Genomic DNA, 25,772 nt, shown 5'->3' with positions numbered 1-25,772 from the left:
GCCACGGTTCGTCAGATTGTATTGACAATCATTTTCGTTTAGGCGAAGCTTTCGGCGCCACGGCCCCGACGCGCCCCTGCCCCGGGACTTCCGTGTGCGTCGTCCGCACAAGTGACTTGGGAGCAGCATGTCGACATTCCGCAACCGCCGAGAGTTCCTCGCCCTGGCCGGTGCCGCCGGTACGGCCGGAGCCCTGGCCCTCACCGGCTGCGGAGCCGGCGCCACGAGCGGCGGCGCGGCCGACGACAAGGCGGCGCCCCGGCGTGGCGGCCAGTTCCGGGCCCTGTTCACCGGCGGCGGCGAACAGGAGACCCTCGACCCGCACGCGGAGTCCCTCGCCGTCGACATGGCGCGCACCAAAGCCCTGTTCGACCGGCTCGTGGAGCTGGATGCCCACATGGTCCCGGTGCCGCGGCTGGCCACGAAGTGGGAGCCGAACGGCGACGCGACCGTGTGGCGGTTCACACTGCGGGACGCCTCGTTCCACGACGGCAAGCCGCTCACCCCCGAGGACGTCCTGTTCACCTTCGGCCGCATCCTCGACCCGAAGGCCACCAGCCACTTCGCGCAGAGCCTGCTGTCCGTCATCGACCTCAAGAAGAGCCGGAGCGCCGGGAAGAACGTGGTGGAGGTGGCGCTGAACCGTCCCAGCGCCGAATTCCCGGCTCTGCTGGGCACATTGGGAACCTCGGTCGTCAGCGCGCGCTACTCGGATCCGGCCAGGCCCGTGGGCACGGGCGCGTTCCGCCTGAAGTCCTTCCAGGCCGGCCGCTCCTTCGTCGCCGAGCGCTTCGACGACCACTGGGACGGCGGCGCGTACGTCGACGAGCTGCGCGTCCTGTCCGCCGACGCGGACGCCCGGGGAAACGCCCTGCGGGCCGGTGAGGCGGAGTTCGGCTACGAGATGACCCCGACCTTCGCCCGGACCGCACAGGCCGACAAGTCGGTGCGGATCCTGGCCGCGAAGGGCAGTACGGCGCACGCCATCGTGATGAAGTGCGACCAGGAACCCTTCGACGACCCGGACGTCACCCTCGCGTTCAAGCTCCTCGCCGACCGCGAGAAGCTGGTCGAGGTGGTGCTCGCGGGCCAGGGCGTGGTCGGCAACGACATGTTCGGCAAGGGCTACCAGTACTACCCCGAGGACATCCCGCAGCGGACGCGTGACGTCGCCCGCGCCCGTGCGCTGCTGAAGAAGGCGGGCGTGCTGAACAAGACGCTGACCCTCTACACCTCCTCGGTGGCCAACGGCTTCGTCGAGGCGGCGACGCTCTTCGCCGAGCAGGCCGCCGACGCCGGGCTGCGGATCAGGATCGCCACCGGCTCGTCGGAGACCTACTTCAAGGACCAGCTGACGAAGGGCGTGATGGGCAGCCACCGCTCGGGCGCGATGACCATCCCCACGTACGTCAACGACCGGCTGCTGTCGACGTCGGCGTTCAACGCCTCCGGCTGGCGGCGCAAGGACTTCGACACCGCTTTCGCCAAGGCGCAGTCCACCACCGACGAAGCCGAACGCACCAAGCTCTACGGCGGGTTGCAGCGCACCGTGCACGACGAGGGCGGCCTGCTGGTCTGGGGTCACCCGGACTGGCTGAACGGCGTCTCGTCGCGGGTGCGCGGCCTCGCCGCGGTCCCTCCCAACACCATGGACTCCGCCCGTTTCGACAAGGCGTGGCTGGCCTGACGATGCGTGGGTACGCACTTCAGCGCCTCGCTCTGGGAACCGTTCAACTCGCCCTGCTCGCCGTGCTGGTGTTCCTGCTGACCGCCCTTTTGCCGGGCGACGCGGCCGAGGTCCGCAACAACGAGGACGCCACCGACGCGCAGGTGGCCGCACTGCGCGAACAACTCCACCTGGACCGACCTCCGTTGGAGCGTTTCGCCGACTGGGCGTCCGGGGTCCTCACCGGCGAACTGGGCACCTCGCTGGTCAGCGGCGGCCCGGTTCTCGACATCCTGGCCCGGACGGTGGGCACCACGCTGGTGCTCGCCGCGGTGACGCTCGCCGTGGTGGTCCCGCTGGCCGTGGCGCTCGGCATCGTGTCCGGTCTGCGGGAAGGGGGCCGTCTGGACCGGACCGTCACCTCGGTCACCGTCGCCCTGAACGCCGTGCCGGACTTCGTGCTGGCGCTGCTCCTCGTGGCGGGACTGTCACTGAAGCTCGGCTGGCTGCCCGCGACCTGGGTGGGCGTGGAGGCCACGGACCTGCTCGTCCAGCCGGCTCTGCTCGTCCTGCCGGTCGCCGTGGTGTCCGCCCGCATGATCAGCCTGCTCTCCCGGCAGGTCCGGGCGGGGGTGGTGACGGTGCTGAGGTCCGGATACGTGGTCCAGGCGCGTCGCCTGGGCGTACCGCGCCGCGCCCTGGTGCTGCGGCACGTGCTGCCCAACGCGGCGGTCCCCGGCGTCCAGGAACTGGCCCGTGTCGGCGACAACCTGGTCGGCGGCGTGCTGATCGTCGAGGCGGTCTTCGCCGTTCCCGGTGTCGCCACCGCGCTCATCCGGGCGGTGGAGGCACGGGACGTACCCACCGTGCAGGGCCTCGCCCTGGTGATCGCGGCGGCGGCCCTGGTCCTCAGCCTCGCCGCCGACCTGCTCTGCCATCGGCTCGTACCACGGACGGAGGTCCTCCGGTGAAGCTCTGGAGGCGTCCCGGCTCCCCGCCCGGGGCCGGAAGGGCCGTCATGGCCGCAGCGCCCGTCGGCGCCCTGCTCCTCGCCCTCCCTCTGGGGGTCGCGGTGCTGGGGCCGCTGTTCGCCGAGGCTCCGGCAACCGGTGTGGCCGCCCCGTACGCCGGAGGCGACTCCACCCATCTCCTGGGCACGGACGGGCTGGGCCGGGACGTGCTGGCCCTGCTGCTGCACGGCGGGCGCAGCGCGCTGGGCATGGCGCTCGGCGCGGTCGCCGTCGCCTACCTGATCGGCGGGTTCCTGGGCCTGCTCGCGGCCTCCACCCGCCGCCGGTGGGCGGACGAACTGCTCATCCGACCGCTCGACGTGCTGCTACCGCTGCCGACGCTCCTGGTGATCAGCGTGATCGCGGTGGGCTGGCGCGGTTCCCCCATCGCCATCGCCCTGGCCGTCGCCGCGGTCAACGTCCCGCCCGTCGCACGGCTGGTGCGGGCGGCAGCGCTGGACGCGGCGAGCAGCCCCGTCACCGAGGCCCTGCGGGTCCAGGGCGAGTCGCGCGTCCGCATCCAGCTGGACCACATCGCCCGCTCCGTGCTCGCCCCGGTCGCCGCCGACATCGGCACCCGGATCACCCTGGCCGTCTTCCTGGTGGCGTCGGCGAACTTCCTGGGGCTCGGGCTCAGCCCCACGGCGCCCGACTGGGCGGTGAGCATCTCGCGCAGCCGCGAGGGCCTGCTGCTCCAGCCGTGGGCCGTGCTGGCGCCCGCCGCGCTGCTCGTCATGTTCACCGTCGGGCTGAACCTGCTCGCCGACCGCGTGCTGGCCCGCTCCCGACGCCGTACCCAGGAGGACCTCCGATGACCGCTCTCGTCACCGTACGCGGGCTGACCGCGCGTGCCGGGGACACGGTGCTGCTCGACGCGGTGGACTTCGACCTGTATCCGGGCCGGGTCACCGCGCTCGTCGGGCCGTCCGGCAGCGGCAAGACCACCGCCGCGCTCGCGCTGCTCGGCGAGACGGGCGCCGGCGTACGGCTGAGCGGCCTGGTCACCGCCGGGGGCGTCACCGCCGTCGACGAACGCGGGGTGACGGACGACGCCGCCACGTTGCTCGGGCGGGTCCTGGCGTACATGCCGCAGCACCCGGGGAGCGCGCTCAACCCGGCGCGCCGGACCGGCGCGGTCCTCGCCGAACTCGCCCGGCTGCACCACCCGGACGACGCGGGGCCGTCCGCGGTGGGCGCCGCGCTCCGGGCCGCCCAACTGACCCCGGGCCGGGACGTCGAGCGGCGTTTCCCCCACCAGTTCTCCGGCGGGCAGCGCCAACGGGTCGCGCTCGCGCAGACCTTGGCGTGCCGTCCGCGCGCCCTCGTCCTGGACGAGCCGAGCACCGGACTGGACACGGTGACCCGGATGCGGCTCGCCGGGGAACTCGCGGCGCTGGCGCGCGGCGGGCTCGCGATCCTGCTCCTCAGCCACGACCACGACCTCGTACGGGCCCTCGCCGACCATGTGGTCCTGCTCCGCCGGGGCCGCGTGGTGGCATCCGGTGCGCCGGACGAGGCCCTGCCCGCGCGGCCCGCTCCGTCCACCGTCCGCCACACCCCGCACGCCCCCGGCCGGCCCCCCGTCCTGGAGGTGCGGGATCTCACCGCGCATCTGCACGGGCGGGGGCGGGGGGCGGTCCTGCACGGCGTGGACCTGGCCCTGGAGTCCGGTGCCTGTGTCGGTGTGGCCGGACTGTCGGGCAGCGGCAAGACCACCCTGGCGCGCTGTGTCGCCGGTCTCCACGAGCGCCGCCGCGGGACCGTGCTGCTGGACGGCACGGAGCTGCCCGTTCTGCGGCGGCGCACCACGGAGCAGAAGCGGCGCGTGCAGTACGTGTGGCAGGAGGTGCGCGCGTCGTTCGACGAGCGGCACACGGTGGCCGAGCAGGTCTCGCGCACGGCGGTACGCCTGCGGGGCATGGCGCCCGGCGCGGCGCGGGCCGAGGCGTACGGGCTGCTCGGCCGGCTGGGGCTGGACGGCGGGATCGTCGACCGACGGCCCGGGGGGCTGTCCGGCGGCGAGTTGCAGCGCGCGGCGCTCGCACGGGCGATGATCGCCGCCCCCGACCTCCTGATCTGCGACGAGATCACCACGGCCCTGGACCCGGCCGCCACCACGGCGGTCCTCGCCGCTCTCGCGCGTCTTCGCGAGGAGCACGGCACAGCCCTGCTGTGGGTCAGCCACGACCTGGAGCTGCTCGCCGCGGTCGCCCACCGCGTCGTCGTCCTCGACGAGGGCCGCGTCGTCGAGACCGGCGCGCCCGAGCAGGTGCTGCAAGCGCCCCGGGCCCCGCTCACCCGCCGGCTGGTACGCGCCATGGACCTGCGTACGGCCCTCGAATCACCGGAGCCGAGCGCCGCCGCCCCGTCCGGTTCCTGACCCGGCGGACGACGGGCGTCCGACCGCCCCGGCACGTCCCGGAACTCCCGGCGTCCGCCCGAATTCCGTCCGGATTCCTTCCGACAGCCCACCACCACGGAGGACACATGACCGACCGGCTCGCAGCCGACGCGACCGCGACACGCAACGACGCGCGCGCGGTGCTGGAAGCGCTGCCCGACACACTCCCCCGGGAGGAGATCCTCGCGATCAACAGCGCGAAGTCCGACATCCACACCGCCCGCACGTACGCCTACCGCGACTGGACGTTCGCGCTGCCGCCCGGCGTGTTCAAGCCCGGCGACACCAGCCGTCTCGTCCACGACCGTCTGCTGGACGGCACCATCCCCGTCGAGGGCAGGTCCTACGCGGCCATGGGCGTCGGCCTGGGCGTCGAGGCCGTCATCGCCGGCACGCGCGGCGCCCGGGAGATCTACGCGGCCGACGTCCACCCGGACAGCGTGGCGACCGCGTCCGAGACCTACGCCCGCATCGTCGGGGACCGGCCGGGCACCGTCTTCCGGCCGCTGGTGTCCAACCTCTTCGAGGAGTTCCCCGACTCCGCGGGCCTCGACGTCATCACCTTCAATCCGCCCGCGGTCTCCGCCAGGACCAGCGACGACCCGACAGTGGTCCGCAACGTCTGCGTGGGCGCGGGGATCGTCCTTCGCTTCTTCGACCAGATCGTCACCCGCGACCTGCTGGCTCCGGACGGCGCGATCTACCTGGTCGTCTCCAACACGGCCGAACTCAAGCGGATCGTCGGCCACGCGGTCGAGGCGGGTTTCCGACCCGAGGTCCTGCACCGCCAGACCTGGGAGGGCGACAACTGCCAGGCGTACCTCTTCAAGCTGTCCCGGCACCCGCAGAACTGACGTCACGTCAGGTACACCGTCCCCGTCCCACCAGGAGGAGAAAGCCATGCACGCGCACATAGCCGAGGCCGTCAAGGAACCCGATGTCGTCACCGTGCCGCCGGGGGCGGTCTGTCTGCGCTTCGAGACGATGAAGCTGTACTCGGCCCTCGGCGCGGTACGCCACCTGCTGGAGACCGGGCAGATCGCACCCGGCGACACCCTCGTCGACAGTTCCAGTGGCATCTACGCACACGCGCTCGCCCTGGCGTGCCACCGCTACGGCCTGCACTGCCACATCGTCGGTTCCACGACCGTGGACCGCACCCTGCGCGTCCAGCTGGAGATCCTGGGCGCCACCCTGGAACAGGTGCGGCCGTCGAAGAACCTGCGGCTCGACCAGAACCTGCGCGTGGAGCGGATCGGCGAACTGCTGCGGGAGAACCCGCACTACCACTGGATGCGGCAGTACCACGACGACATCCACTACCTCGGCTACCGCGACGTCGCGGACCTGATCCGCAAGGAGGTGCCGGAGGGGCCGCTGTCCCTCGTGGGCGGCGTCGGCACCGGGGCGTCGACGGGGGCCATCGCGACGTATCTGCGGGAGAGCGGACGCGACGTGGCGCTCGTCGGCGTCCAGCCGTTCGGCAGCGTCACCTTCGGCGCGGAGCACGTCCTGGACCCGGACATGATCATCGCGGGCATCGGCAGCTCCATCCCGTTCCAGAACGTCCGGCACGACCTGTACGACCGCATCCACTGGGTGAACTTCGACTACGCCATGTCGGGCGCCGTCGAACTCCTGCGGGCCAGCGGCATCTTCGCCGGTCTGTCGGCGGGCGCGGCCTACCTCGCCACGCTCTGGGAGCGCGAGCGCGACACCGGGCGGACGTACGTCTTCCTCGCCGCCGACACCGGTCACCGGTACGTGGACAGTGCCTACGCGCACCACGCCGACGCCTCGGGGCTGGGCGCCATGCGCCCCCACGAGGTGACGACCCACGGCGAGTTGCGGCATCCGTGGTCCGCGATGGACTGGCCGCCCTCCCCCGACAGCGCGCTGCTGCGTGGCGGTCCGCTGCTGGTGGCCGAACGGGCCTAGCGTCGCCCGCGGGCGCACCGCCGCCCGCTGTCCGCACCCCCGCGCCCCGTCACCCGGAAGGTGTCCGCCCATGTCTCCCCGGTCCCCTCGGCCCCCGCTGGACCTCGGATCCCGAAAGCCCCTCGGCGATCAGCTCGCGCGCGGTTTCGTCCTGCTTCCCCGCCTCCTCGATCCGGCCGCGACGGAGGCCCTGGGCGAGGCCGCGGAGTCCGTGCTCGCGCGGGTGACGGAGCGGTCACGGGCCGGCGAGACCGACGTCACGGTGTGGCCGGACGGCCACCGGCTCGTGCGGGTGGAGGGTACGACCGTCCACTGGGAACCCGACGCCTGTCCGCCCGCCGTACGCAGCCTGTCGCCCGTCACTCATCTGGATCCCGTACTGGACGCCCTGTGGGACGACGAGCGGATCACCGGCCCGATGCGCCGGATCGTCGGGAGCGAGCACCTCGGGCCCTTCACCTCGAAGCTCAACTTCAAGCGGGCGGGGGTCGGTTCGGAGTTCCGCTGGCACCAGGACTTCCCGTACTGGTACTGCTGCGCGGGACCCGGCGCCCGGGACGTGGCCACCGCGATGATCTTCCTCGACGACGTCACGGCCGACAACGGCGCGCTGTCGATCGTCCCCGGCAGCCATCTGCGCGGGCCGGCGCCCCGCGACCGGGAGGAGCCCACCGGGCTGCTGGTCGACACCGCCCGCACGGAGGTACGCGGCGCGGTGACCGTGGAGGCGGCTGCCGGATCCGTCCTGATGTTTCCCGGGCTCGTCGTGCACCGTTCCGGACCCAACCGCACGGAGCGCGACCGTCGTTCGCTGCTGCTGTGCTTCCAGCCCGCCGGGCGCCCGCGGTTGGACGGTCTGCCCTACCGCGCCGCGCGGCTGGCCGATCTTCCGTAACCCCTCTCGTCGCGAGCCGCCCCACCCGTGTGTCCCACGCGCACGTCTCATCCGTCCCATCCCTCCCCCTCAGAAAGAATCGACATGTCTCCTTCGCCGCCGCTTTCCGTCCCCGAGCTGCAACAGGCCGTGCTGGACGGCGCCTTCGGACCCGACCCCCGGGAACTGGCCGTCACCAGCGCCTTCTGGCTCCACCACACCACCCGGCTCGCGGGCAGCGAAGTCACGTACCGCAACCACTACCTGCTGCTGAGGTCGGGCGCCGCCTTCGGCGCCTGCTCCTTCGAAGCCGGCGACCTGGAACCCGACTTCTGCGCCGACGTCTCGGGCCACACCCTCGACACCCTGATCCGGCACGCCTCCGCCCCGGTGCGCGTCGCCGCGCTGGACGCCTACCTGGGCCGGGTTCGGCCGCACCGCGACGACCCCGCCGCCGAGACCCTCGCCCTGCCCACCGGCACCCCGGAAACCCGGGCGCAGGCAAGGGATGCCGCCGTCGCCGGGCTCCTGGACATCGAAGCGGGGGCGAAGGTCGCACTCATCGGCGTCGTCAATCCGCTCGTCGCGGCGATACGCGAGCAGGGCGGCGTCCCGCTGCCCTGCGACTTCAACCTGCGCACCACCCACTGGGGCGATCCGGTCACCACCGACATGGCGGAGGTCCTGGCCGCGGCGGACGCCGTGGTCGCCACCGGCATGACCCTCAGCAACGGCAGCTTCGACCGGATCGTCGAACACTGCCGCAAGCAGGACGTCCCGCTGGTGGTCTACGCGCAGACCGGCAGCGCCGTCGCACGCGCCTTCCTGGGCGCCGGGGTGACCGCGCTGTCCGCCGAACCGTTCCCGTTCTCCCAGTTCAGCGCCGACGAGACCACGCTGTACCGGTACCGGGCGGGGCAGGCATGAGCCGCGAGACCGAAGGCCCCGCGGCCTCCCCACCGAACACCGACAAGACCGCCGCCGCACCGGAGCCCGACCCGAAGGACAGCGTGCGGGGGGTGAGCGGGAGCGTGCCGGGCGACTGGCGGATGACCCGCGTCCTGTGGCCGTTCATGCTCGCCTCCGCCGTCGGACTGGTGCCCTTCACCATCTACAGCACCTTCCTCGTGCCCATCGCGCACACCGCGGACGGCAGCGTCGCCGCGCTCGGACAGCTCCGCGGGCTCGGTGGGCTGGCAGCTCTGGCCGTCGGCACCGCCCTGGCACCGCTCATCGACCGGGTGCGCAAGGAGTGGGCGGCGGCGGGCGGGCTCGCCGTGCTGGCCGTCTCGGCCGCGCTCGGCGCGAGTGGCGACTTCCTGCTGCTGGCGGCGTTCTGCGTGCTCGTCGGCGCGGGTACCGCCGTGCTCAACCCGGCCCTCACCGCGGCCGCCGCCGACCGTTTCGACAACGACGCGGCCTCGGGGCGCGCGGCGACGCTCATCACCGCCACCCAGTCGCTGACCGCCCTGCTCGCGGCGCCCCTCGTGGCCGTGCCCGCCCTGCTGTGGGGCTGGCAGGGGGACCTGTGGGCGATCGCCGCGGTCACGGGCGGGCTCGCCCTGTTCTTCCTGCTGCGGGGCCGCCGCGCCGACCGGCCGGGGGAGGCCGACCGCGAGCACGAGAAGGGCGCCGGCCGGACGGCCGGGCCCGGCTACCTCCAGTCGTTCCGGCTGCTGGGCGCGCTCCCGGGCGTGGTCCCGCTGCTCCTGGTCGCCATGCTGCGGACGGCGGCGTTCATGGGGTACCTCGCCTACCTCGCGGCGTTCTACGACGAGCGCTTCGGCCTGGAGCCCGGCATGTTCGCGCTGGTGTGGACGCTCAGCGGCGCCTCGTTCTTCCTGGGCAACCTCTTCGCCGGGCGGCTGTTGAGCGCGGACCGGCCGAGGATCTCCAGCGAGCGGCTGATGACCCTGGCGCTGCTGGTCGCGCTGGTGTCGCTGGTCGGTGTCTTCTTCACGACGTCGCTGCTGACGGCCCTTCCGCTGACGGCGCTCCTGGGTGTCGGCCACGCGACGGTGGCTGCGTGCGTCACCACGCTGCTCGTACGGCGCTGCGGCTCCCTGCGCGGTACGGCGCTGAGCATCAACGCGGCCGGCATGAGTTTCGGCGTCTTCCTCGGCGCGGGGCTCGGCGGCGTGGGCCTCGCCCTCGGCGGATACCCGGGCGTCGCGGCCTCGCTCGGCGCGCTGACGGTGGTGGCACTCGGCCTGGCCCGTCTCGTGGCCGCAACGGCCGCGTCCCCCACTCCTCCCGTCGCCCCCGTGGCTCCGGGGGACTGAGACGGGAGCCGGGGCCCGTGGAGCGCGCCGTCCCGCGCCCACGGGCCCCGAGCCGGTTGCACACGGAACAGGGGCAAGGAGGACGAACGGCGATGGCGACACCCACCGGGACGAGGAGAAGCAGACGCAGGACCCGGCAGCGCGCCTCCGTCGCACAGGCACTCGCCGACCGCGCCGATTTCGTCTCGGCGCAGGGACTCCACGCGTCGATGAGCGATACGGGCACGCACGTGGGACTGACCACCGTGTACCGGGCGTTGCGGGACCTGGAACGGGCGGGGAGCGCCGACGTCGTACGCGACGAGCTCGGGGAGAGGCGCTACCGGTACCGGCCCGAGGCGGAACACCGCCACTACCTCGTCTGCCGCCTCTGCCGCAGGGGCCGGCCCCTGGACGCGGAGGTCGTCGAGCGCTGGGTCACCGACGTCGCCCGGTCGACCGGGTTCGCAGAGGTCCGGCACACCCTCGAACTCACCGGGGTGTGCGCCGAGTGCCGGGGCGACGGGACCACAGGGGACGCCGCTGCGGCAGCCGGACCGGTTCGGGCCGGCTCACCCCGCGACGACCGGCCGCACGCACACGGCTGAGCCCCGGCCTCCGCGGGGCGGGGCCGGGGCGAGCGGGGCGGGGCCAGGGCGAGCGGGACGGTGGCCGGGCCGGGCGGGGCGGTGGCCGGGCCGGGCCGGACGGTGTCGTGGCTGCGACCACCGTCCGGCCCGGAGTTCTCATGCGCGGGCGACTCCGGCGGCCACCGGACCGGGGTCGTGCGCGCAGACGTCGTCGATGCCGTGGGTCTCCCAGGCGGGGAAGGCGTCCTCGGCGGGCGCCGGTTCGCCGTCGGCCAGCAGGCAGGCGGTCAGGTCGGCCCGCAGCACGTCGGTCCGCAGTCCGGTGCCGATGAAGACCAGTTCCTGGCCCTGCCGGTGGCCGTCGTCCCGGGCGCCCGAGGGTTCGAAGCGGGCGACGGAACCCGCCTGCGACCACAGCCCCGTCACGCGTGGCCGGGTGGCGATCCAGAAGAACCCCTTCGACCGCAGGACCTGTCCGTAGCGCCCGCTGTCGAGCTGTTCGGTCACCAGGGTCCACAACCGGCCGGGGTGGAACGGCCGGTCGGCGCGGAAGACGGTGGAGGAGATGCCGTACTCCTCGGTCTCCGGGACGTGGTCGCCGTTGAGTTCCTCACGGTTGCTCAGGACGTGGTTGAGCAGGGTGGTCTTCCCCGCGCCGAGGAACCCGGACAGCACGGTGACCGGCAGACGGCGGTGGCTCACGCGGGTTCAGTCCTCGGGGCGCAGCAGGCCGCGCTCGTACGCCTTGACCAGCCGCTGAGGCACCAGGTAGCTGGTGCCGTCCACCGTGATCGGCACGAGCCGGGGGGTGCTGGCCTTCCACTGGGCGCGACGGTGACGGGTGTTGCTGCGGGACATCTTCCGCTTGGGAACAGCCATGGGGGCCTCCTCGATCCTTTGACGCGGATCACGCTACATGAAAATGGATCCCATTACCAAGAGAGTGGCGCGGGTCTCGGCGGAAAGCTCCCCCGCGCACGACCGCCCGCATCCGTCCCCGTGCCGCTCGCGTAGGCTCCCGACACATGCACGTGGTCGCCGTACTCGCACTTGACGGGGTGTCAGCCTTCGATCTGACCATCCCCTGCCAGGCGTTCGCGCTTCCCCGTGGGGACGACGGAACGCCGGTCTACGAGGTGCGGGTCTGTGTCGACCGGTCGGTGGCCGCTACCGCCGGCCCGTTCGAGACGTTCCGGATCTCCTCCCCGTACGGCTGGGGCGACGCCCTGGGCGCGGACACCGTCGTCGTGCCGGGCATCCCGCACGACCAGGTCCCTTCCGCCCGCGCCCTGGACCTGCTGCGGGAGGCGGCGGCCGGCGGGGCCCGCATCGCCTCCATCTGTACGGGAGCCTTCGCCCTCGCCCACGCCGGGCTGCTGGACGGACGGCGCGCGACCACCCACTGGCGGTTCGCCGACCTGCTCGCGGAACAGTTCCCGGCCACGCGGGTGGACCCGTCCGTGCTCTACGTGGACGAGGGACCGGTGCTCACCTCGGCCGGAATCGCCGCCGGGCTCGACCTGTGCCTGCACATGATCCGCGGCGACCACGGCGCGGCGGTGGCCGCGAAGGCCGCCCGCATGCTGGTGATGCCGCCCCAACGCACCGGCGGGCAGGCGCAGTTCATCGAGTACCGGACGCCCGTGGAGGACGTGTCCGACCTGGGAGACACCCTGGAGTGGCTGCGCGGCAAGCTCGGCGAACCGCTGAGCCTGGCCGACATCGCCACGCACGCGATGATGAGCCGCCGCAGCCTGGCCCGGCACTTCCGCGCCCAGACCGGGACCACCCCGCTGCGCTGGCTGCTCACCCAGCGCGTGCAGCGGGCCCGGGAACTCCTGGAGACGACGGCACTGCCGCTGCCGCGGGTGGCCGAGGCGTGCGGGTTCGGCTCCGTCGAGACGCTGCGCCACCACTTCGCCCGCCAGGTCGGCACCACACCCTCCGCCTACCGGACGACCTTCCGCGGCTGAGAGCCGGGCGCACGGGACGTGCGACCGGAGGCCGGCGGGCGGACGCCCGCGTGCGAGCGTGCGACCGGAGGCCGGCGCGAGCGCACGCACGTGGGTGCGTCCTCGGCTGCGCCTGGGCCGGTCGCCGCACACGCGGGGGCAGCCCGGACGCGGGGTTGGCCGCATCTTGCGCACCAGCGGCACGAGTGCCGGTTCCCTGGGTCCGCAGCCGTCGGAAGACTGGGCGCGTTCCCACTCGCCGGCGGCCGCGCCACACCGCGCCGCCTCTCCGTACGGAGGCGCCATGTCCACCCACACCGCCGACGCCCGCACGCCGTCGCACGCCGCATCCGCGCCCCGCCGCGCGCGCCCGCTGCGCGTCCACACCGTGCTCTACGACGGCGTCGAGGAACAGGACTTCGCCGGGCACGTGGAGGTGCTCGGCATCGCCGGTGAGGAACTCGTCAAGCAGTCCTTCGTGCACGCCGAAGGGCCGCGCAGAGTGATCTCCGCGGCCGGTATGGAGATCCGGTGCCGGGACGCCTGGTCGCCCCGCTCGGCGGACGTGATCATCGTCCCCGGCGCCGGGTACGGCGACGGCTCCGGCCTCCAGCGGGAGATCAAGCGGGGCGTGCTGCCGCGGGCCCTCGCGGCCGCCCCGAGGAAGGGTCTCGTGTTCGGGGCCGTGTGCACGGGCACCATGCTCCTCTCCGCGGCGGGTCTGACGTCCGGGCGACGCTGCACCACCCACCACATCGCCCAGGACGAACTGCGCCGGGAGGGCGGAAACGTGGTCGGCGGCCGGGTCGTCGACGACGGCGACCTCGTGACCTGCGGGGGCGTGACCTCGGGCATCGACCTCGGAATCTGGCTCCTGGAACGGTACTTCGGCCCGGACACGGCACTGCTCGCCGAGACGGTCCTGGAGTACGAGCGCCGAGGCGTCGTGCACACCCGCTGAGCGCACTCGGGTTCCTCCGTGGCCGGCCCGCCTCGGGATTCTCGGTGGCCGGCCCGCCCCAGGTTCCTCCGTGGCCGCCCCGCCTCGGGTTCCTCCGTGGCCGCCCCGCCCCACCGACACCGAACCGCCTCTTCCCGGAACGGCTGCACCATGACCACGTACGGCATCCTTCTCTTCGACACCGTCGAAGAACTCGACTTCAGCGGCCCGTGGGAGGTCTTCACCACCTCCGCGGCACTGCGCGACGGTGCGGACACCGCCGTGCTGCTCGCCGAGGGTTCCGGCCCCGTCCACTGCGCCAACGGCATGCGCGTCCTGCCGGACCACGGCCTGGACGAACACCCGCCCCTGGACGTCCTGCTCGTCCCCGGCGGCTCCGGGGCCCGCGAGACCGAACCGCACAATCCCCGCGTCACCGGCTGGATCGCCGACCGGGCCGCGCGGGCCGACTGGGTCGTCGGCGTCTGCACCGGCGCCTTCCTCCTGCACGCCGCCGGACCCGCCCGCGGCCGTCGGGTGGCCACGCACTGGCGGTACGAGGCGGCACTTGCGGCCCGCGGGGACGTGACGGTGCTGTCCGCGCCGCGCTACGTCGTCGACGGCGGCCTCCTCACCAGCCAGGGCGTGTCCGCCGGAATCGACAGCGCCCTGTGGCTCGTCGGCCACCTGCACGGCCGGGACCACGCCCGTGCCGTGCGGCGCGAACTCCAGTACGACCCGGCGCCCCCCTACCTCTCCGACGAACCGCTCGTCCACTGACCTTCCGCTCCCAACCGACCGCCCAGAAAGAGACCCTCCGTGAAGCGACGTACCCTCCTGCGCACCGCAACCACCGTCGGCGTCACCGGACTTGCCACCGGCGCCCCCGCATCCTTCGCCACCGCGAGCACCGGTGCCGCGCCCCGGCGCGCCGACGCCGCCCCCCTCCGCGTGCACGTGGTGCTCTTCGACGGGGTGGAGGAACTCGATCTCGCCGCCCCCTACGAGGTGTTCGCCGCGTCCGACCACTTCACCGACCGCGACGTCGACGTCCGTTACGTGGCGCTCGACGGCCCCCGTACCGTCACCGCCGCCTACGGCACCCGACTGCGCGCCGACCACGCCTGGGCCCCGGAGAAGGCCGACCTCCTGGTCGTCCCCGGCGGGGGCTACGCCCGTCGCGAGGACCCCGGTGTATGGGCGGAGATCCAGCGGGGCGCCCTCCCCCGGGCACTGGCGCGGGCTCCGCGGCCGGGGCTGACCATCAGCGCCCTGTGCACCGGTGTGATGCTGCTCTCCGCCGCCGGCCTGACCCGCGGCCGGCCCTGCACCACCCACCACCGGGCCAAGGCCGACCTCGAAAAGCAGGGCGGGGTCCTGAAGAACGCCCGCGTCGTCGACGACGGCGATCTCGTCACCGCCGGAGGGGTCACCTCCGGCCTGGAGCTCGCTCTGCGCCTGGTCCAACGCGAACTGGGCGTCGACGCCGCCCTCGGCCTGGAGGCCATGCTGGAGTACGAGGCGCGGGGAACCGTCTGGACCGCAGGCCCCAGGAAGGGCTGACCGGGTCGGCGACGGAAACCGACCGGCGGCGACCTCACCGGGCGGGCGGGGGTCGGCCGGGGGCGGCCAGGGGTCGGTCAGGGAGCGGCCGGGGAGTCCAGAGGGCGGCCGGGGGGCGGCCAGGGCTCGGCCGAGCGGCCGTACCCGGCCCGGCCGAGGGGAGGGAACCCTCACGGCCCGGGGTCGGCCGGGGAGGAGGCGGCCCCGGGGGGCGGCCGTACCCGGCCCGGCCGAGGGGAGGGAGCCCGCACGGCACGGGGACACGCGCCGCGGTCACCCCGCCCCGGCGGCGCGACGCAGCGGGACCCGCGCGCACCCACCGCGGGTCCCGCACCGTGCTCCACCCGCTCGGCCCCCTCCAGCGGGCTTATCGCCCCGTCACCGGGTACGCAAGTGACATGACGCGCCTCAGCAGGATCGACCACCGCTGGTTCGACAAGGTGGCCGCCGCCCATATCCCCGGCGCGGACCGGGTCCTGCCCGCCCTGTCCACCGCAGCGAACCACGGCCGGCTGTGGCTCGGCACGGCGGCGGTCCTGGCCGCGGTCGGCGGTCCGGCCGCCCGGCGTGCGGCCCGCCGCGGCGTGGGCTCGCTCGCCCTGGCGTCCTTGACCACCAACGCGGTCGCCAAGTTCGCGGTACGCCGCAACCGGCCCGCCTTCGAGGTCGTCCCGTTCGTCCGGCGCCCGTCGAGGGCCCCCTGGACGTCCTCCTTCCCCTCCGGCCACTCGGCCTCGGCGGCGGCCTTCGTCACCGGGGTGGCGCTGGAGGCGCCCCGGTACGGTGCGCTGCTCGCGCCGGCCGCCGCCGCGGTGGCCTTCTCCCGGGTCTACGTCGGCGTGCACTTCCCGGGTGACGTGCTCGCCGGATGTGCGCTGGGCGTGGCCGCCGCGGCCGTCACCTGTCACTGGTGGCCGCCGCGCCCCGCGTACGTACGCGACGGTCGCACCCGGGTGGAGGCGCCCGCGCTGCCCCGCGGCGAGGGGCTTGTCGTGGTGGTCAACCCGGGCTCGGGCAAGGGCGTTCCGGGTCGGCTGCCCGCCCGCGAACACCTGCGGCTGCTCCTCCCCGAAGCCGAGATCATGACCTGCGGCACGGGCGACGACCTCATGGGCGTCCTGGACAAAGCGGTGGCACGGGCGGGTGAGCGGGCCGGGGTCCTGGGCGTCTGCGGAGGCGACGGCACGGTGAGCGCGGCGGCGGCACGAGCCGCGCGCGCCGGTCTCCCGCTGGCGGTCTTCCCCGGAGGCACCCTGAACCACTTCGCCCTGGACGCGGGCACCACCACGTTCGAGGACACCGCGCACGCGGTCCAGTACGGCGAGGCGGTACGGGTGGACCTGGCCCAGGTCACGGACGGGGACGGCGCACGCGTCACGGACTTCGTGAACACCTTCAGCATCGGCCTCTACCCCGAGCTGGTGCGCCGACGGGAGCAGTGGGAGGGGCGTCTCGGGAAGTGGCCCGCCGCTGCCCTCTCCCTCTTCGGCGTCCTGCGCGACGCCACCCCGCTCGACATCACACTCGACGGCGAACGGCGGTCGCTGTGGCTGCTGTTCGCGGGCAACGGCCGCTACCTGCCGGACGGGCTGGCGCCCACGCACCGCCCCCGGCTCGACGACGGCCTGCTGGACGTCCGTACCGTCGACGCCGAGGCCCGGCTGGCCCGCACCCGCCTGGTGATCTCCGCCCTGGCCGGTGCCCTCGGCCGGTCCCACGTCTTCCGCGCCGAACGCGTCGAACGCCTCTCGCTGACCGGCCTCGCGCAGGTGGACCTCCTCGCCCACGACGGCGAGACCACGCCCGCGCCCGACACGCTCCACCTCGCCAAGTCTCCCGCGGCCCTCACGGTCTACGCCCCGTCCAAGCCCCTCGACGAGATCCGCCAGTCGATCCGCACCGCCACCGCCGCCGCCACTCAACCGCCCCTCCGCTGATCCTCGCCGCCTTCACACCCTCAGCGACCCCGGAACCGGACGCAACACCGGAACCCCACCCCCTCCCCTTCCCAGCACGCCGCAACATCCCCGCCGACACCACCTCCGCCACTCAGCCGCCCCGCCCCTGATCCCCGCCCTCGCACCCCCAGCGACCACACACAAGCGGAGGCCTCACCCGGGGCCACACCTCCCTCCCCGCTCCCAGCACGCCACGATGTCCCCCGTCGACACCACCTCCGCCACCAGCGCCAGGGAGTACCGCACCACCGCCTGCGCGTACTCCCTCGGCACCCCTGCCACGGCATCCCTCGCCACCACGACTCCGAACCCCGCGTTGACGAGGTCAAACACGGCGTTCGACACCGCCACGTTCACCGAGACCCCCGACACCACCACCGAGCGGCAGCCGAGGTTCCGCAGCATCGCCTCCACCCCGGTTCCCGCCACCGGCGACAGCCCGTGCAGCCGCCGCACGACGAAGTCGGATTCCGCCACCTCGATGGGGGCCGCCACCCGTACCGCCGACGTCCCGGTCACCTGCTGCACGGGCAGTCGCTCCGCCGCCCGGAAGAGCCGCGCGTTGCGGTTCGCGCCGCGCCCGTCCGGCCGCCGTTCGGCGACCGCGTGCATCACCTGCACCCTGGCCCGGTGGGCCGCGTCCACCAGTCGTGCCACGTTCTCCAGTACGCCGGACTCCCGTGCCTGCGAGGCTAGTTCGGGCAGCGCTCCGTGCTCGCCCACGACCCCTTCCTGGCACTCCACGGTGAGCAGCACGGTCGTCTGGGGGACCAGTTCTCCCGCGAGTAGTCGCTGCGACGGCATGGCGACGTCCCTCCGCTCCTGGCTCCCCGCGAACGCGCGCGAGACTAACGGCCATTGCGTACCGGAGGAAGAGCACGCATGCTTCCTGACGCCACATCAACTCCTTCGCCCCAGGGGCTCCGTGATGACACAGAACGGCACGCAGCGCCGCGGGCGCCGCATCATGATGAGCGACGCCGAACGCGACACCTACCTCACGGAGCAGCGCACCTGCCGGGTGGCCACCGTCTCGGCGGACGGCGCCCCGCACGTCGGCGCTCTGTGGTTCGTCTGGGACGGCACGTCACTGTGGCTGTACTCGATCACCCGCAGCCGCCGCTGGGCACAGCTCCGCAAGGATCCGCGCATCGCCGTCGTGGTGGACGACGGCACGCAGTACGCGGATCTGCGCGGCGTCGAGCTCACCGGCACCGCGACCTTCGTCGGCGAGGCCCCCCGTACGGGCGAGCCATGCCCCGAACTCGACGGCCCCGAGGCCCTGTTCGCCGCGAAGTACTTCCACCTCGACGAGATGCCGCACGACGGCCGCCACGCCTGGCTGCGTCTGGCGCCGGAATCGGTCGTCTCCTGGGACTTCCGCAAACTGGCCGCTCTCTGAGCGCCCCCGGGGGACCGAACCCCGCGCACCCCGCCCCGCCGTCCTCACGGCGTCACCTCGACACGCGCGCTCCCGCCTCGGCGAGCACGCCCACGGCCGCCCGGACCCTCGGCCGCCGCTCGGCGTCCGCGCGCCCGCCACGCCGCGTACACGCGCCGTCGCCTCGCGTGCCGTACGGGAACGATCCGTACGCGGTCCAGCACCGGACCGCGTCCGGGCCGGGTGCGCCCCGCCTCCGCAACCCCGTTGCTACCAGGAGGAGTTGTGTCGCGCGCTCGCACACCACATGGACGAACGGCGGCTCGACGCTCCTCACCACAGTGTCAGCAGCAGCCCATTCCTGACAGAACTCGCTCCCCGGCCTCCTCACTCGTACCGCCGCCCCGCGACCCCCGGCCCCACCGCCGCCCCCACCGCATCCGCGACCCGCACGATGTCGCCCGCGTCCGCGCCGAGCCCCGACACCGTCACCCGGACCCCCGGCCCCGCCGCCACCCGGAACCTCGCCCCCGGGGCCACCGCCCACCCCGCGTGCAGCATCCGCGCCACCACCCCGGTCTCGTCCCCCACCGGCACCCACACGTTCATCCCGCTCCGCCCGTGCGCCGCGACCCCCCGTTCCGCCAGCGCCGCGATCAACGCGTCCCGCCGCTGCCCGTACGACCGCGCCACAGCCGCCGTGTCGACGGCCCCCGTCCGCCACAGCCGTACCACCGCCCGCTGCAGCAGCAGGCTCACCCACCCGGGTCCGAGCCGCTGCCTCCCCCGCACCCGGTCCACCGTCTCCGCGTCCCCGGTCACCACCGCGACCCGCAGATCCGGCCCGTAGCCCTTCGAAACCGACCGCACGAACAGCCACGGGCCGCCGCGTTCCTCGCCGGCCACCACGGGATGCACCGGAAGATCCACGATTCCGTGCCCGTGGTCGTCCTCGACCACCAGCACCGTCGGGTACGCCGCGAGCACCGCCCGCAGCTCCCGGGCTCGCCCCGAACTCACCGCGGCCCCCGTGGGGTTCTGCGCCCTGGCCGTCACGACGAGCGCACGCGCCCCGTCCCGCAGCGCCCGCTCCACCGCGTGCGGCAGCGGACCCTCGTCGTCCACGGCCACCGGGACGGCCCGCAGTCCGAGCGCGGGCACCAGGTCGAGCATCGCGCGCCACCCCGGGTCCTCCACGGCGACCGCGTCCCCCGGTTTCAGGTGCACGGCGAGCGCCCGCTCGATCGCGTCCAGGGAGCCGGAAGCCACCGCCACCGGCCCGCCGGGGACGCCTGCCGTGTCGAACTCCGCGCGGGCCAGTCGCGCCAACTCCGGGTCGACGGCGTCCTCGCCGTACAGTCCAGGTCGTTCGTCGGCGCGCTCGGCCGCCCACACCAGCGAGTCCCGCAGCGACGGCAGCAGCGAGGCGTCCGGATTGCCCAGGGACAGATCGCGCACTCCCGCCGGGACGTCCACCCGGACCGAGTCCCGCGCCGTGCTGACCGGCCGGGCCCGGATGCGGCTTCCCCGTCGGCCGGCCGTCTCGATGACCCCGCGCTCCCGCAGCGTCCGGTACGCGGACGCCACGGTGTTGGGGTTGACCCCGAGTTCCACCGCCAACTCGCGCATCGGGGGCAGCAGCTGGCCCGGCGCCAAGGCGCCGGCGCCCACCGCCCGCTCCACGCTCGCCGAAATCTCTGCTGCACGCCGACCACTGATCCGATAATCTCCTAGCACAAACAACAGTATGCACTAGTGCAATGGAGAGCGCGATGCAGGACAGCAGCCCCGCCACCGCCCAGGAACCCGCCCGCGGGTCCGTTCCCGGCGTCCCTCCTTCCGACACCTACGCCCGCACCGACCGCACGATTCCGACCCGCTCCCCCGAACGCGCCTCCTACGACCGCGAACTGGTGCAGTCCATACTCGATGAGGCCTACGTCTGCCACCTCGGCTTCGTCCGCGACGGCGCGCCGGTCGTCCTGCCGACCCTCTACGCCCGCCGGGGCGACAGCCTGTACGTGCACGGTTCGACGGGCTCGCGCCCACTGCGTGCCGCCGGGCGCACCGAGGAGGCTCCGGGGATCGAGGTCTGCCTGACCGTCACCCACGTCGACGGCCTGGTCCTGGCCCGCTCCGCCTTCCACCACTCGATCAACTACCGCTCCGTGGTGGTCCTCGGCACCGCCCGCCCGGTCGTGGACGTGGACGAGCGACGCATCGCCCTCGACGCCCTCGTCGACCATGTGGTCCCCGGCCGCTCGAAGGACTCGCGCCCCGCGAACGCGAAGGAGCTGGCCGCCACTGCCGTACTGCGTCTGGACCTGGACGAGGTGTCGGCCAAGGTCCGCACCGGCGGCCCCAACGACGAGCCCAAGGACGCGGCCCTTCCGTACTGGACCGGCGTCCTCCCGCTCACCCGGGGTCACGGCACACCGGTCCCCGCCGACGACCTCGACCCCTCCGTCCCCCTGCCCGCCTATCTCGCCGCGCTCTGAACGGCACGGCGGCCCGGGGAACACGACGGCGGCCGGGCCGAGCGCCGGAGACCGCTCAACGGCTGCCGACCGGTCGGAGGACCAGGGCCTCCCTGCGCAGCCGGGCGGCCTCCCTGGCCTCCCCGTACGCCAGGCCCGCCACCGCCGCGAGCAGCAGCAGCGTCCCCAGGACGGTGGCCGCCGTCAGGTGCTCGTCGAGGAGGGCGACGGCGATGACGGCGGCGCTCACCGGCTCCAGAAGCATGATCACGGACACGGTCGCGGACCGTACGACGGCCGCGCCGGCGAAGTAGAGCACGTAGGCCAGGGCCGTCGGCAGGGCGGCGATGTACACCAGCATCCCGATCAGCGAGCCGAGCTGCGCGGTCTGCGGCAGCAGTCCTTCGCCCACTGCCAGCGGCAGCAGGCACACCGAGCCGACGGCGAGCGACCAGGCGGTGGTCACGACCGGGTCGGCTCCGTCGCCGTCCCGGCCGAGCCACCGGGTCAGCAGCGTCATCACCGCGTACGCCGCCGCGGACAGCAGGGCCAGCAGTACGCCGGAGGGTCGTACCGTTCCGCTGTCGCCTCCCAGCGTCAGCACACCGAGCCCGGCCAGCGCCCCGGCCACCGCGAGGATCCCGCCGGCACCGAGCCGCTCGGCGAGCAGCACCCGCGCGCCGAGCGCGATGAACACCGGCCCGGCGCCCAGGGTGATGACGGTGGCAACGGCGAGCCCGGTGTCCTGGACGGCCGCGAAGTAGGCGCTCTGGAAGACGGTGAACGCGATCCCGGTGGACAGCACCCGCACCGCTCGCCGACCCCTCGGCTCGCGGGCCCCGGCCCGCCCCCTGACGGAACCGCCGCGCAGGAACCCCCGGGCGGCGAGCAGCAACAGCAGCCCGCCCGCACAACGCCAGAACGACAGCGACAGTGGTCCGAGGTCACTGACGCCGTACACCAGCGAGGCGGCGGCCCCCGCCGTGCCCCAGGCGAATCCGGCGACGATCAGATACGTCAGGCCACGCCCGACGGACAGCACAGAAGCAGACACGCACGTCTCCACGTGAAGAAGAAAGACAGGAAGGTCCTCGCCGAGCCGCGCGCGGGCAGCGACGAGCCGCTCGGGGACTGCCCGAGCCCGGTCTTCGTCCTCAGTGGGCCGGCCGCGCGCTAGAGAGCGGCGGGGGGCGGAAGTACGTTCCTGCGCATCATGATCGTCACCCTACGGCGTGGTCCGGCCTGCGGACAACGCCCTTTCCGCATCCTGGACCCCGCCCTCGCCCGGACCGTCACCCGATGCGCCGCCAGGACTCCCGGGGCCGGTGGCCGCCGGCCCGCCGCCCGCCGCTTTCGGCGTCGACGACTGCGCGATGAACGCGCCGATCAGCACCACGGCTCCGCCCACGATCTGGGGCAGGGACAGGTGCTCCCGCAGCAGCACCCAGGCCGCCACCGTCGCGACGACCGCCTCCAGACACGCGACCACCCCCGCCACCTGCGGTGACAGCTTCCGTACGGAGACGACGCCGGTGACGTACGCGAGCACGGTCGCCACCAGGACGATCCAGCCGAGCAGCAGCCAGGCCCGCACCCCGCTGCCGCCCATGTCGACGGAACCGGTGAGCAGTTCCCACTTCATCCCCCACGGCCGCGCCACCACGGTCAGCACCACCGCGCCCACCAGCAGCCCGTACGCGATGACGCCCAACGGGTCGGCGGAGTCGTCGCCCTCCCCGCTCTGGTCGGACAGGACGAAGTAGCCCACCTGGCAGCAGGCTGCGCCCAGCGCGAGCAGCAGTCCCAGCACGTCGAAGCTGAGCCCCGCCCAGACCTCGACCACGCAGGCGAGTCCGCCCACCGCGAGCACCACGCCCAGGGCCGCCGCCCGCGTCACCGGCCGACGCTGCACGAACCGCACCCAGCCCAGCACGAGCGCGGGCGCCAAGTACTCGACGAGCAGGGCCACTCCGACCGGAATCCGGGACAGCGAAGCGAAGTAGAAGGCCTGCACACCGGCCACCGCGAGCAGTCCGAAGCCCGCGAGCAGGGCGGGTTTGCGGCGTACGAGATCGCGGTGGCGCCAGGCGACGGGCAGCATCACGAGCGCCGCCCCGGCCACCCGGAGCCACACCACGTGCAACGGGTCGAGCCCTGCCTCGATCAGCGGCTTGGCCGCGACCCCTGATCCACCGAATGCGAGCGCCGACGCCAGGGCGAGCCCCAGTCCGACGCTTCTCCCCTGAACGCGCATCGGCACATCATGCCAGGTGAAGTCAGGACCGTCATCCGCATGACACCTGTCGAGACGGCGGGCCGTCGTGCCCGCCCTCGTCCTCCTCCACGTGCCTTCCGGCACCGGCGTGCAACCGGCCCGCCAGCGACGAGGCGTCGACTCCCGCCCGGCGCAGCACCTCCACGGCTCGGCAGTCCGGATCGGCGGCGAGCGCGGCCAGCAGGTCGGTACCCACGGCCTTCGGGGCGTCTCGGGCCGCCGCCCGCTCCAGGGCGGCCTCCATCGCCGTCACGGCGGCCGGCGACCAGCCCGTCATCCCCGTCGCGCCGTTGCCGCCCCCGCCCTCGGCCCCTGTCTGCCAGCGCAGCCCGTACCCGATGCTGCGCTGTACCAGGTATCCGAGCACCCGCGCCACCTGCGGCCCGCCCTCGAACGCGTCCCGCACCTCCGGGTCCGTCTCCATCAGGGAGTGCAGCAGATGAGCGGTGTCGATCTGCCGATCACCGTCCCGCTGCGCCCGTCGGCGCGCACCGGCGACCACCGTGGCCATCTCGGCGGTGAGTCCGGTCTCGACGTCTGTGCTCCGAGGGACGGCCCCCGGGGCGCCGGAGGCCCTTCGGGCGTGGCTGTGCTGCACCCCTCCACCCCATCAGCGGAGGCTCGCCGGAACATCCACGCAGGGAAGCATTCGTGCATCCCACAAAGGGTGGGCCCCGCCTCCCGGCTCCTCATCCTTCCGGAGGAGGCCATCGGTCCTGACCTCCCGTCAGCCGAGCGTCCGGGCTGCGGAGGCTGCGTGGGGCGATTCCGGGACGACGCCGGACGGAAGGAACGGGCGACGGCCGCAACTGGCGACCGTGCGATCCCGCCCCTGGTCAACACCGAGGGGCGAGGCGGCCTCCATCGGCGGGGCGGCCGCGGCCGCACGCCTCACCCGCGCGAAGGACCTCGTGCGCCATTGCCGAAGGGCCCGCCACCGGTCCGCCCCGTTACCGGCCGGGCGCACTCGCTCCCCTACGTCTACGTCGCCACGCGCGCGCATCGCGCATCGCGCATCGCCACGCGCACACATCGCGCGGAGTCTTCCCGGCGGCGCGCTGCACCGACCGACGGGGCCGGCCGGCCGCACGGTCGTTTCAGTAACACCACCACGTTCCGCTCACCGGCTGCGGAATCCATCCGTAGCTCCCCGAATCGCCGGGCCCCCGGCGGAAAACCGCCGTCACGGCGTCGGGCCGGTAGGTCCGGATCCGCACCGGGTTCCCGCGTTCGTCGGCCGACTCCAGCACGATCTCCCCGGACTTGGTACGACCGGCGGCTTGCGCCTCGACCACATCGTCCACACCTTCGGCCAACTGCAACATGAATACGGCCACAACGCCTCCTCAGCCCAACAACGACCGAAGCACCCTAACGCCGCAAAACCCAACACTCCTCCCCCAACCACCCATTGGGGGTGTACTTTCCCCCTACCGAACGACGTCTCCTCCCGCCCTCACCACTCCCCCGCTCCCCACCCGGGTCCACCTGCCCCGGATTGGCCCTGCCGCCTCCGTGTTCCCTCTCCCTAGGCTCCCCTTCATGCGCATCCGCACCGTTGACGCCTTCACCGACACTCCCTTCCACGGCAACCCGGCCGCCGTCCTCCTCCTGGAGGACGCCGACGCCTTCCCCGACGACGCGTGGCTCCAGCACGTGGCCGCCGAACTCAACCTCTCGGAAACGGCGTTCGCCCACCCCCTCGCACCGGGCGGCGACACGGACGCCGACTGGGCGCTCCGTTGGTTCACCCCCACCGCCGAGGTGAACATGTGCGGCCACGCCACCCTCGCCACGGCCCACGTCCTGCGCACCACGCGCACGGCCACCGGTGCCGCCTCGCCCGCCCTCGTCCGCTTCGCCACCCGCAGTGGCATCCTCACCTCCACCGCCCGCCCCGACGGAGCCTTCACGCTCGACTTCCCCACCGCCCCGCTCCTCCCTGCGGAGGAGCCCGCCTCCCTCGCCGAAGCCCTCGGCGCGGCCCCTTTGTCGGTCCACTACACGGGCGACAACGTCGGCGACTACCTCGTGGAGCTCCGCTCCGAGCGGGAAGTACGCGCCCTCGCCCCCGACTTGAGGGCGCTTGCCGCCCTTTCCCGCCGGGGCTTCATCACGACGGCCGCCGCCGAAGACCCTTCGCGCGGTTACGACTTCGTCTCCCGAGGCTTCTTCCCTGCCGTCGGCATCGACGAGGACCCGGTGACAGGCAGTGCCCACACCGCCCTCGCGCCTTTCTGGTCCGCCCGCCTGGGCCGCAGCGAACTCACCGGCTTCCAGGGCGGCACCCGTACCGGCCTGGTCCGCACGGCCCTGCACGGCGACCGCACGCACCTCACGGGCCACGCGGTCACCGTCCTCGACGGCGAACTCCTGATCTCCCTCTGACCGGCCTCACCGGGGGTGCACCGCACCCCCGGACGCCCGGAGTCGGAGCCGCCGACGGTCCGCGCTTCGAGACCTGCCCCACCATCGGGCCCCGGGCG

The 25,772-nt window shown here is 73.6% G+C and carries 25 protein-coding genes and 1 pseudogene; 18 read left to right on the top strand and 8 right to left on the bottom strand.

Annotated features, from left to right (window positions below; all coding sequences use genetic code 11):
- The first annotated feature begins 127 nt into the window (after window positions 1–127).
- The 10 genes from ACQPZG_RS29200 to ACQPZG_RS29155 all read left to right on the top strand — a co-directional run bounded on the left by ACQPZG_RS29200 (window position 128) and on the right by ACQPZG_RS29155 (window position 10,758).
- A complete protein-coding gene (locus tag ACQPZG_RS29200; RefSeq protein ID WP_433548667.1) occupies window positions 128–1,687 on the top strand; it encodes an ABC transporter substrate-binding protein in 1,560 nt (519 codons plus the stop codon).
- Window positions 1,675–2,637 (top strand): ABC transporter permease, encoded by a 963-nt coding sequence (locus tag ACQPZG_RS29195; RefSeq protein ID WP_433548666.1) that lies wholly within the window; start codon window positions 1,675–1,677, stop codon window positions 2,635–2,637. The genes ACQPZG_RS29200 and ACQPZG_RS29195 overlap by 13 nt, the downstream gene beginning before the upstream one ends.
- A 47-nt stretch (window positions 2,638–2,684) precedes the next feature.
- Complete coding sequence (locus ACQPZG_RS29190; protein WP_433548665.1) at window positions 2,685–3,491, top strand: ABC transporter permease; 807 nt, start codon at window positions 2,685–2,687, stop codon at window positions 3,489–3,491.
- Window positions 3,488–5,056 carry an ABC transporter ATP-binding protein gene (locus ACQPZG_RS29185; protein ID WP_433548664.1) on the top strand — a complete coding sequence of 523 codons (1,569 nt, stop codon included), beginning with the start codon at window positions 3,488–3,490 and terminating at the stop codon, window positions 5,054–5,056. Before ACQPZG_RS29190 ends, ACQPZG_RS29185 begins: the two co-directional genes overlap by 4 nt.
- A 107-nt stretch (window positions 5,057–5,163) precedes the next feature.
- Window positions 5,164–5,931, top strand: coding sequence for a methyltransferase (locus ACQPZG_RS29180; protein WP_433548663.1), 768 nt, complete (start codon window positions 5,164–5,166; stop codon window positions 5,929–5,931).
- 46 nt (window positions 5,932–5,977) lie between these two features.
- Window positions 5,978–7,015 carry a pyridoxal-phosphate dependent enzyme gene (locus ACQPZG_RS29175; RefSeq protein WP_433548662.1) on the top strand — a complete coding sequence of 346 codons (1,038 nt, stop codon included), beginning with the start codon at window positions 5,978–5,980 and terminating at the stop codon, window positions 7,013–7,015.
- 70 nt (window positions 7,016–7,085) lie between these two features.
- Window positions 7,086–7,910, top strand: coding sequence for a phytanoyl-CoA dioxygenase family protein (locus ACQPZG_RS29170; RefSeq protein ID WP_433548661.1), 825 nt, complete (start codon window positions 7,086–7,088; stop codon window positions 7,908–7,910).
- Window positions 7,911–7,994: 84 nt separating this feature from the next.
- On the top strand, window positions 7,995–8,816 hold the full coding sequence (locus tag ACQPZG_RS29165) for a Rossmann-like domain-containing protein (protein ID WP_433548660.1): 822 nt from the start codon (window positions 7,995–7,997) through the stop codon (window positions 8,814–8,816).
- Complete coding sequence (locus ACQPZG_RS29160) at window positions 8,813–10,171, top strand: MFS transporter (protein ID WP_433548659.1); 1,359 nt, start codon at window positions 8,813–8,815, stop codon at window positions 10,169–10,171. The genes ACQPZG_RS29165 and ACQPZG_RS29160 overlap by 4 nt, the downstream gene beginning before the upstream one ends.
- A 92-nt stretch (window positions 10,172–10,263) precedes the next feature.
- The gene (locus tag ACQPZG_RS29155) at window positions 10,264–10,758 is read left to right on the top strand and encodes a Fur family transcriptional regulator (protein ID WP_433548658.1); all 495 of its coding nucleotides are present in this window, start codon (window positions 10,264–10,266) and stop codon (window positions 10,756–10,758) included.
- 138 nt (window positions 10,759–10,896) lie between these two features.
- On the opposite strand, the pseudogene ACQPZG_RS29150 reads toward ACQPZG_RS29155, so the two are convergent.
- Window positions 10,897–11,349: pseudogene (locus tag ACQPZG_RS29150) on the bottom strand (GTP-binding protein); the annotation flags it as partial.
- Between the two features lie 99 nt (window positions 11,350–11,448).
- Complete coding sequence (rpmF, locus tag ACQPZG_RS29145; RefSeq protein ID WP_185033297.1) at window positions 11,449–11,619, bottom strand: 50S ribosomal protein L32; 171 nt, start codon at window positions 11,617–11,619, stop codon at window positions 11,449–11,451.
- A gap of 146 nt (window positions 11,620–11,765) precedes the next feature.
- On the opposite strand from rpmF, the gene ACQPZG_RS29140 reads away from it, so the two are divergent.
- The 5 genes from ACQPZG_RS29140 to ACQPZG_RS29120 all read left to right on the top strand — a co-directional run bounded on the left by ACQPZG_RS29140 (window position 11,766) and on the right by ACQPZG_RS29120 (window position 17,132).
- The gene (locus ACQPZG_RS29140; RefSeq protein WP_433548657.1) at window positions 11,766–12,713 is read left to right on the top strand and encodes a GlxA family transcriptional regulator; all 948 of its coding nucleotides are present in this window, start codon (window positions 11,766–11,768) and stop codon (window positions 12,711–12,713) included.
- A 283-nt stretch (window positions 12,714–12,996) separates the two neighbouring features.
- The gene (locus tag ACQPZG_RS29135; protein ID WP_433548656.1) at window positions 12,997–13,653 is read left to right on the top strand and encodes a DJ-1/PfpI family protein; all 657 of its coding nucleotides are present in this window, start codon (window positions 12,997–12,999) and stop codon (window positions 13,651–13,653) included.
- A gap of 150 nt (window positions 13,654–13,803) precedes the next feature.
- On the top strand, window positions 13,804–14,412 hold the full coding sequence (locus tag ACQPZG_RS29130; protein ID WP_433548655.1) for a DJ-1/PfpI family protein: 609 nt from the start codon (window positions 13,804–13,806) through the stop codon (window positions 14,410–14,412).
- A gap of 39 nt (window positions 14,413–14,451) precedes the next feature.
- The gene (locus ACQPZG_RS29125; protein ID WP_433548654.1) at window positions 14,452–15,195 is read left to right on the top strand and encodes a DJ-1/PfpI family protein; all 744 of its coding nucleotides are present in this window, start codon (window positions 14,452–14,454) and stop codon (window positions 15,193–15,195) included.
- Window positions 15,196–15,593: 398 nt separating this feature from the next.
- Window positions 15,594–17,132 (top strand): bifunctional phosphatase PAP2/diacylglycerol kinase family protein, encoded by a 1,539-nt coding sequence (locus ACQPZG_RS29120; RefSeq protein ID WP_433548653.1) that lies wholly within the window; start codon window positions 15,594–15,596, stop codon window positions 17,130–17,132.
- 174 nt (window positions 17,133–17,306) lie between these two features.
- Here ACQPZG_RS29120 and ACQPZG_RS29115 read toward each other — a convergent pair whose 3' ends face one another.
- Window positions 17,307–17,957: an isochorismatase family protein gene (locus tag ACQPZG_RS29115; RefSeq protein WP_433548652.1), complete on the bottom strand. Its 651-nt coding sequence runs from the start codon at window positions 17,955–17,957 to the stop codon at window positions 17,307–17,309.
- Between the two features lie 124 nt (window positions 17,958–18,081).
- Between ACQPZG_RS29115 and ACQPZG_RS29110 the strand changes: the two genes are divergently transcribed.
- Window positions 18,082–18,555 carry a pyridoxamine 5'-phosphate oxidase family protein gene (locus ACQPZG_RS29110; RefSeq protein WP_433548651.1) on the top strand — a complete coding sequence of 158 codons (474 nt, stop codon included), beginning with the start codon at window positions 18,082–18,084 and terminating at the stop codon, window positions 18,553–18,555.
- A gap of 366 nt (window positions 18,556–18,921) precedes the next feature.
- Here ACQPZG_RS29110 and ACQPZG_RS29105 read toward each other — a convergent pair whose 3' ends face one another.
- A complete protein-coding gene (locus ACQPZG_RS29105) occupies window positions 18,922–20,271 on the bottom strand; it encodes an aminotransferase class I/II-fold pyridoxal phosphate-dependent enzyme (RefSeq protein WP_433548650.1) in 1,350 nt (449 codons plus the stop codon).
- A gap of 35 nt (window positions 20,272–20,306) precedes the next feature.
- On the opposite strand from ACQPZG_RS29105, the gene ACQPZG_RS29100 reads away from it, so the two are divergent.
- A complete protein-coding gene (locus ACQPZG_RS29100; protein ID WP_433548649.1) occupies window positions 20,307–21,032 on the top strand; it encodes a pyridoxamine 5'-phosphate oxidase family protein in 726 nt (241 codons plus the stop codon).
- Between the two features lie 55 nt (window positions 21,033–21,087).
- On the opposite strand, the gene ACQPZG_RS29095 is transcribed toward ACQPZG_RS29100, so the two are convergent.
- From ACQPZG_RS29095 to ACQPZG_RS29080, 4 genes are all read right to left on the bottom strand, one after another.
- Entirely contained in the window at window positions 21,088–22,065 is a 978-nt protein-coding gene (locus tag ACQPZG_RS29095) for a DMT family transporter (RefSeq protein ID WP_433548648.1), read from the bottom strand.
- Window positions 22,066–22,236: 171 nt separating this feature from the next.
- Complete coding sequence (locus tag ACQPZG_RS29090) at window positions 22,237–23,265, bottom strand: EamA family transporter (RefSeq protein ID WP_433548647.1); 1,029 nt, start codon at window positions 23,263–23,265, stop codon at window positions 22,237–22,239.
- A gap of 31 nt (window positions 23,266–23,296) precedes the next feature.
- Window positions 23,297–23,797: a Clp protease N-terminal domain-containing protein gene (locus ACQPZG_RS29085; RefSeq protein ID WP_433549594.1), complete on the bottom strand. Its 501-nt coding sequence runs from the start codon at window positions 23,795–23,797 to the stop codon at window positions 23,297–23,299.
- Window positions 23,798–24,383: 586 nt separating this feature from the next.
- Window positions 24,384–24,623 (bottom strand): hypothetical protein, encoded by a 240-nt coding sequence (locus tag ACQPZG_RS29080; protein ID WP_433548646.1) that lies wholly within the window; start codon window positions 24,621–24,623, stop codon window positions 24,384–24,386.
- 205 nt (window positions 24,624–24,828) lie between these two features.
- Here ACQPZG_RS29080 and ACQPZG_RS29075 point away from each other — a divergent pair, with 205 nt between their 5' ends.
- A complete protein-coding gene (locus tag ACQPZG_RS29075; protein WP_433548645.1) occupies window positions 24,829–25,674 on the top strand; it encodes a PhzF family phenazine biosynthesis protein in 846 nt (281 codons plus the stop codon).
- Window positions 25,675–25,772: the final 98 nt, after the last annotated feature.

Source organism: Streptomyces sp. CA-294286 (genome assembly GCF_050947155.1).
Taxonomy (GTDB): Bacteria; Actinomycetota; Actinomycetes; order Streptomycetales; family Streptomycetaceae; genus Streptomyces.
Note: the sequence above shows the minus strand (reverse complement) of the source record. Positions and strands in the feature narration are given on the sequence as shown.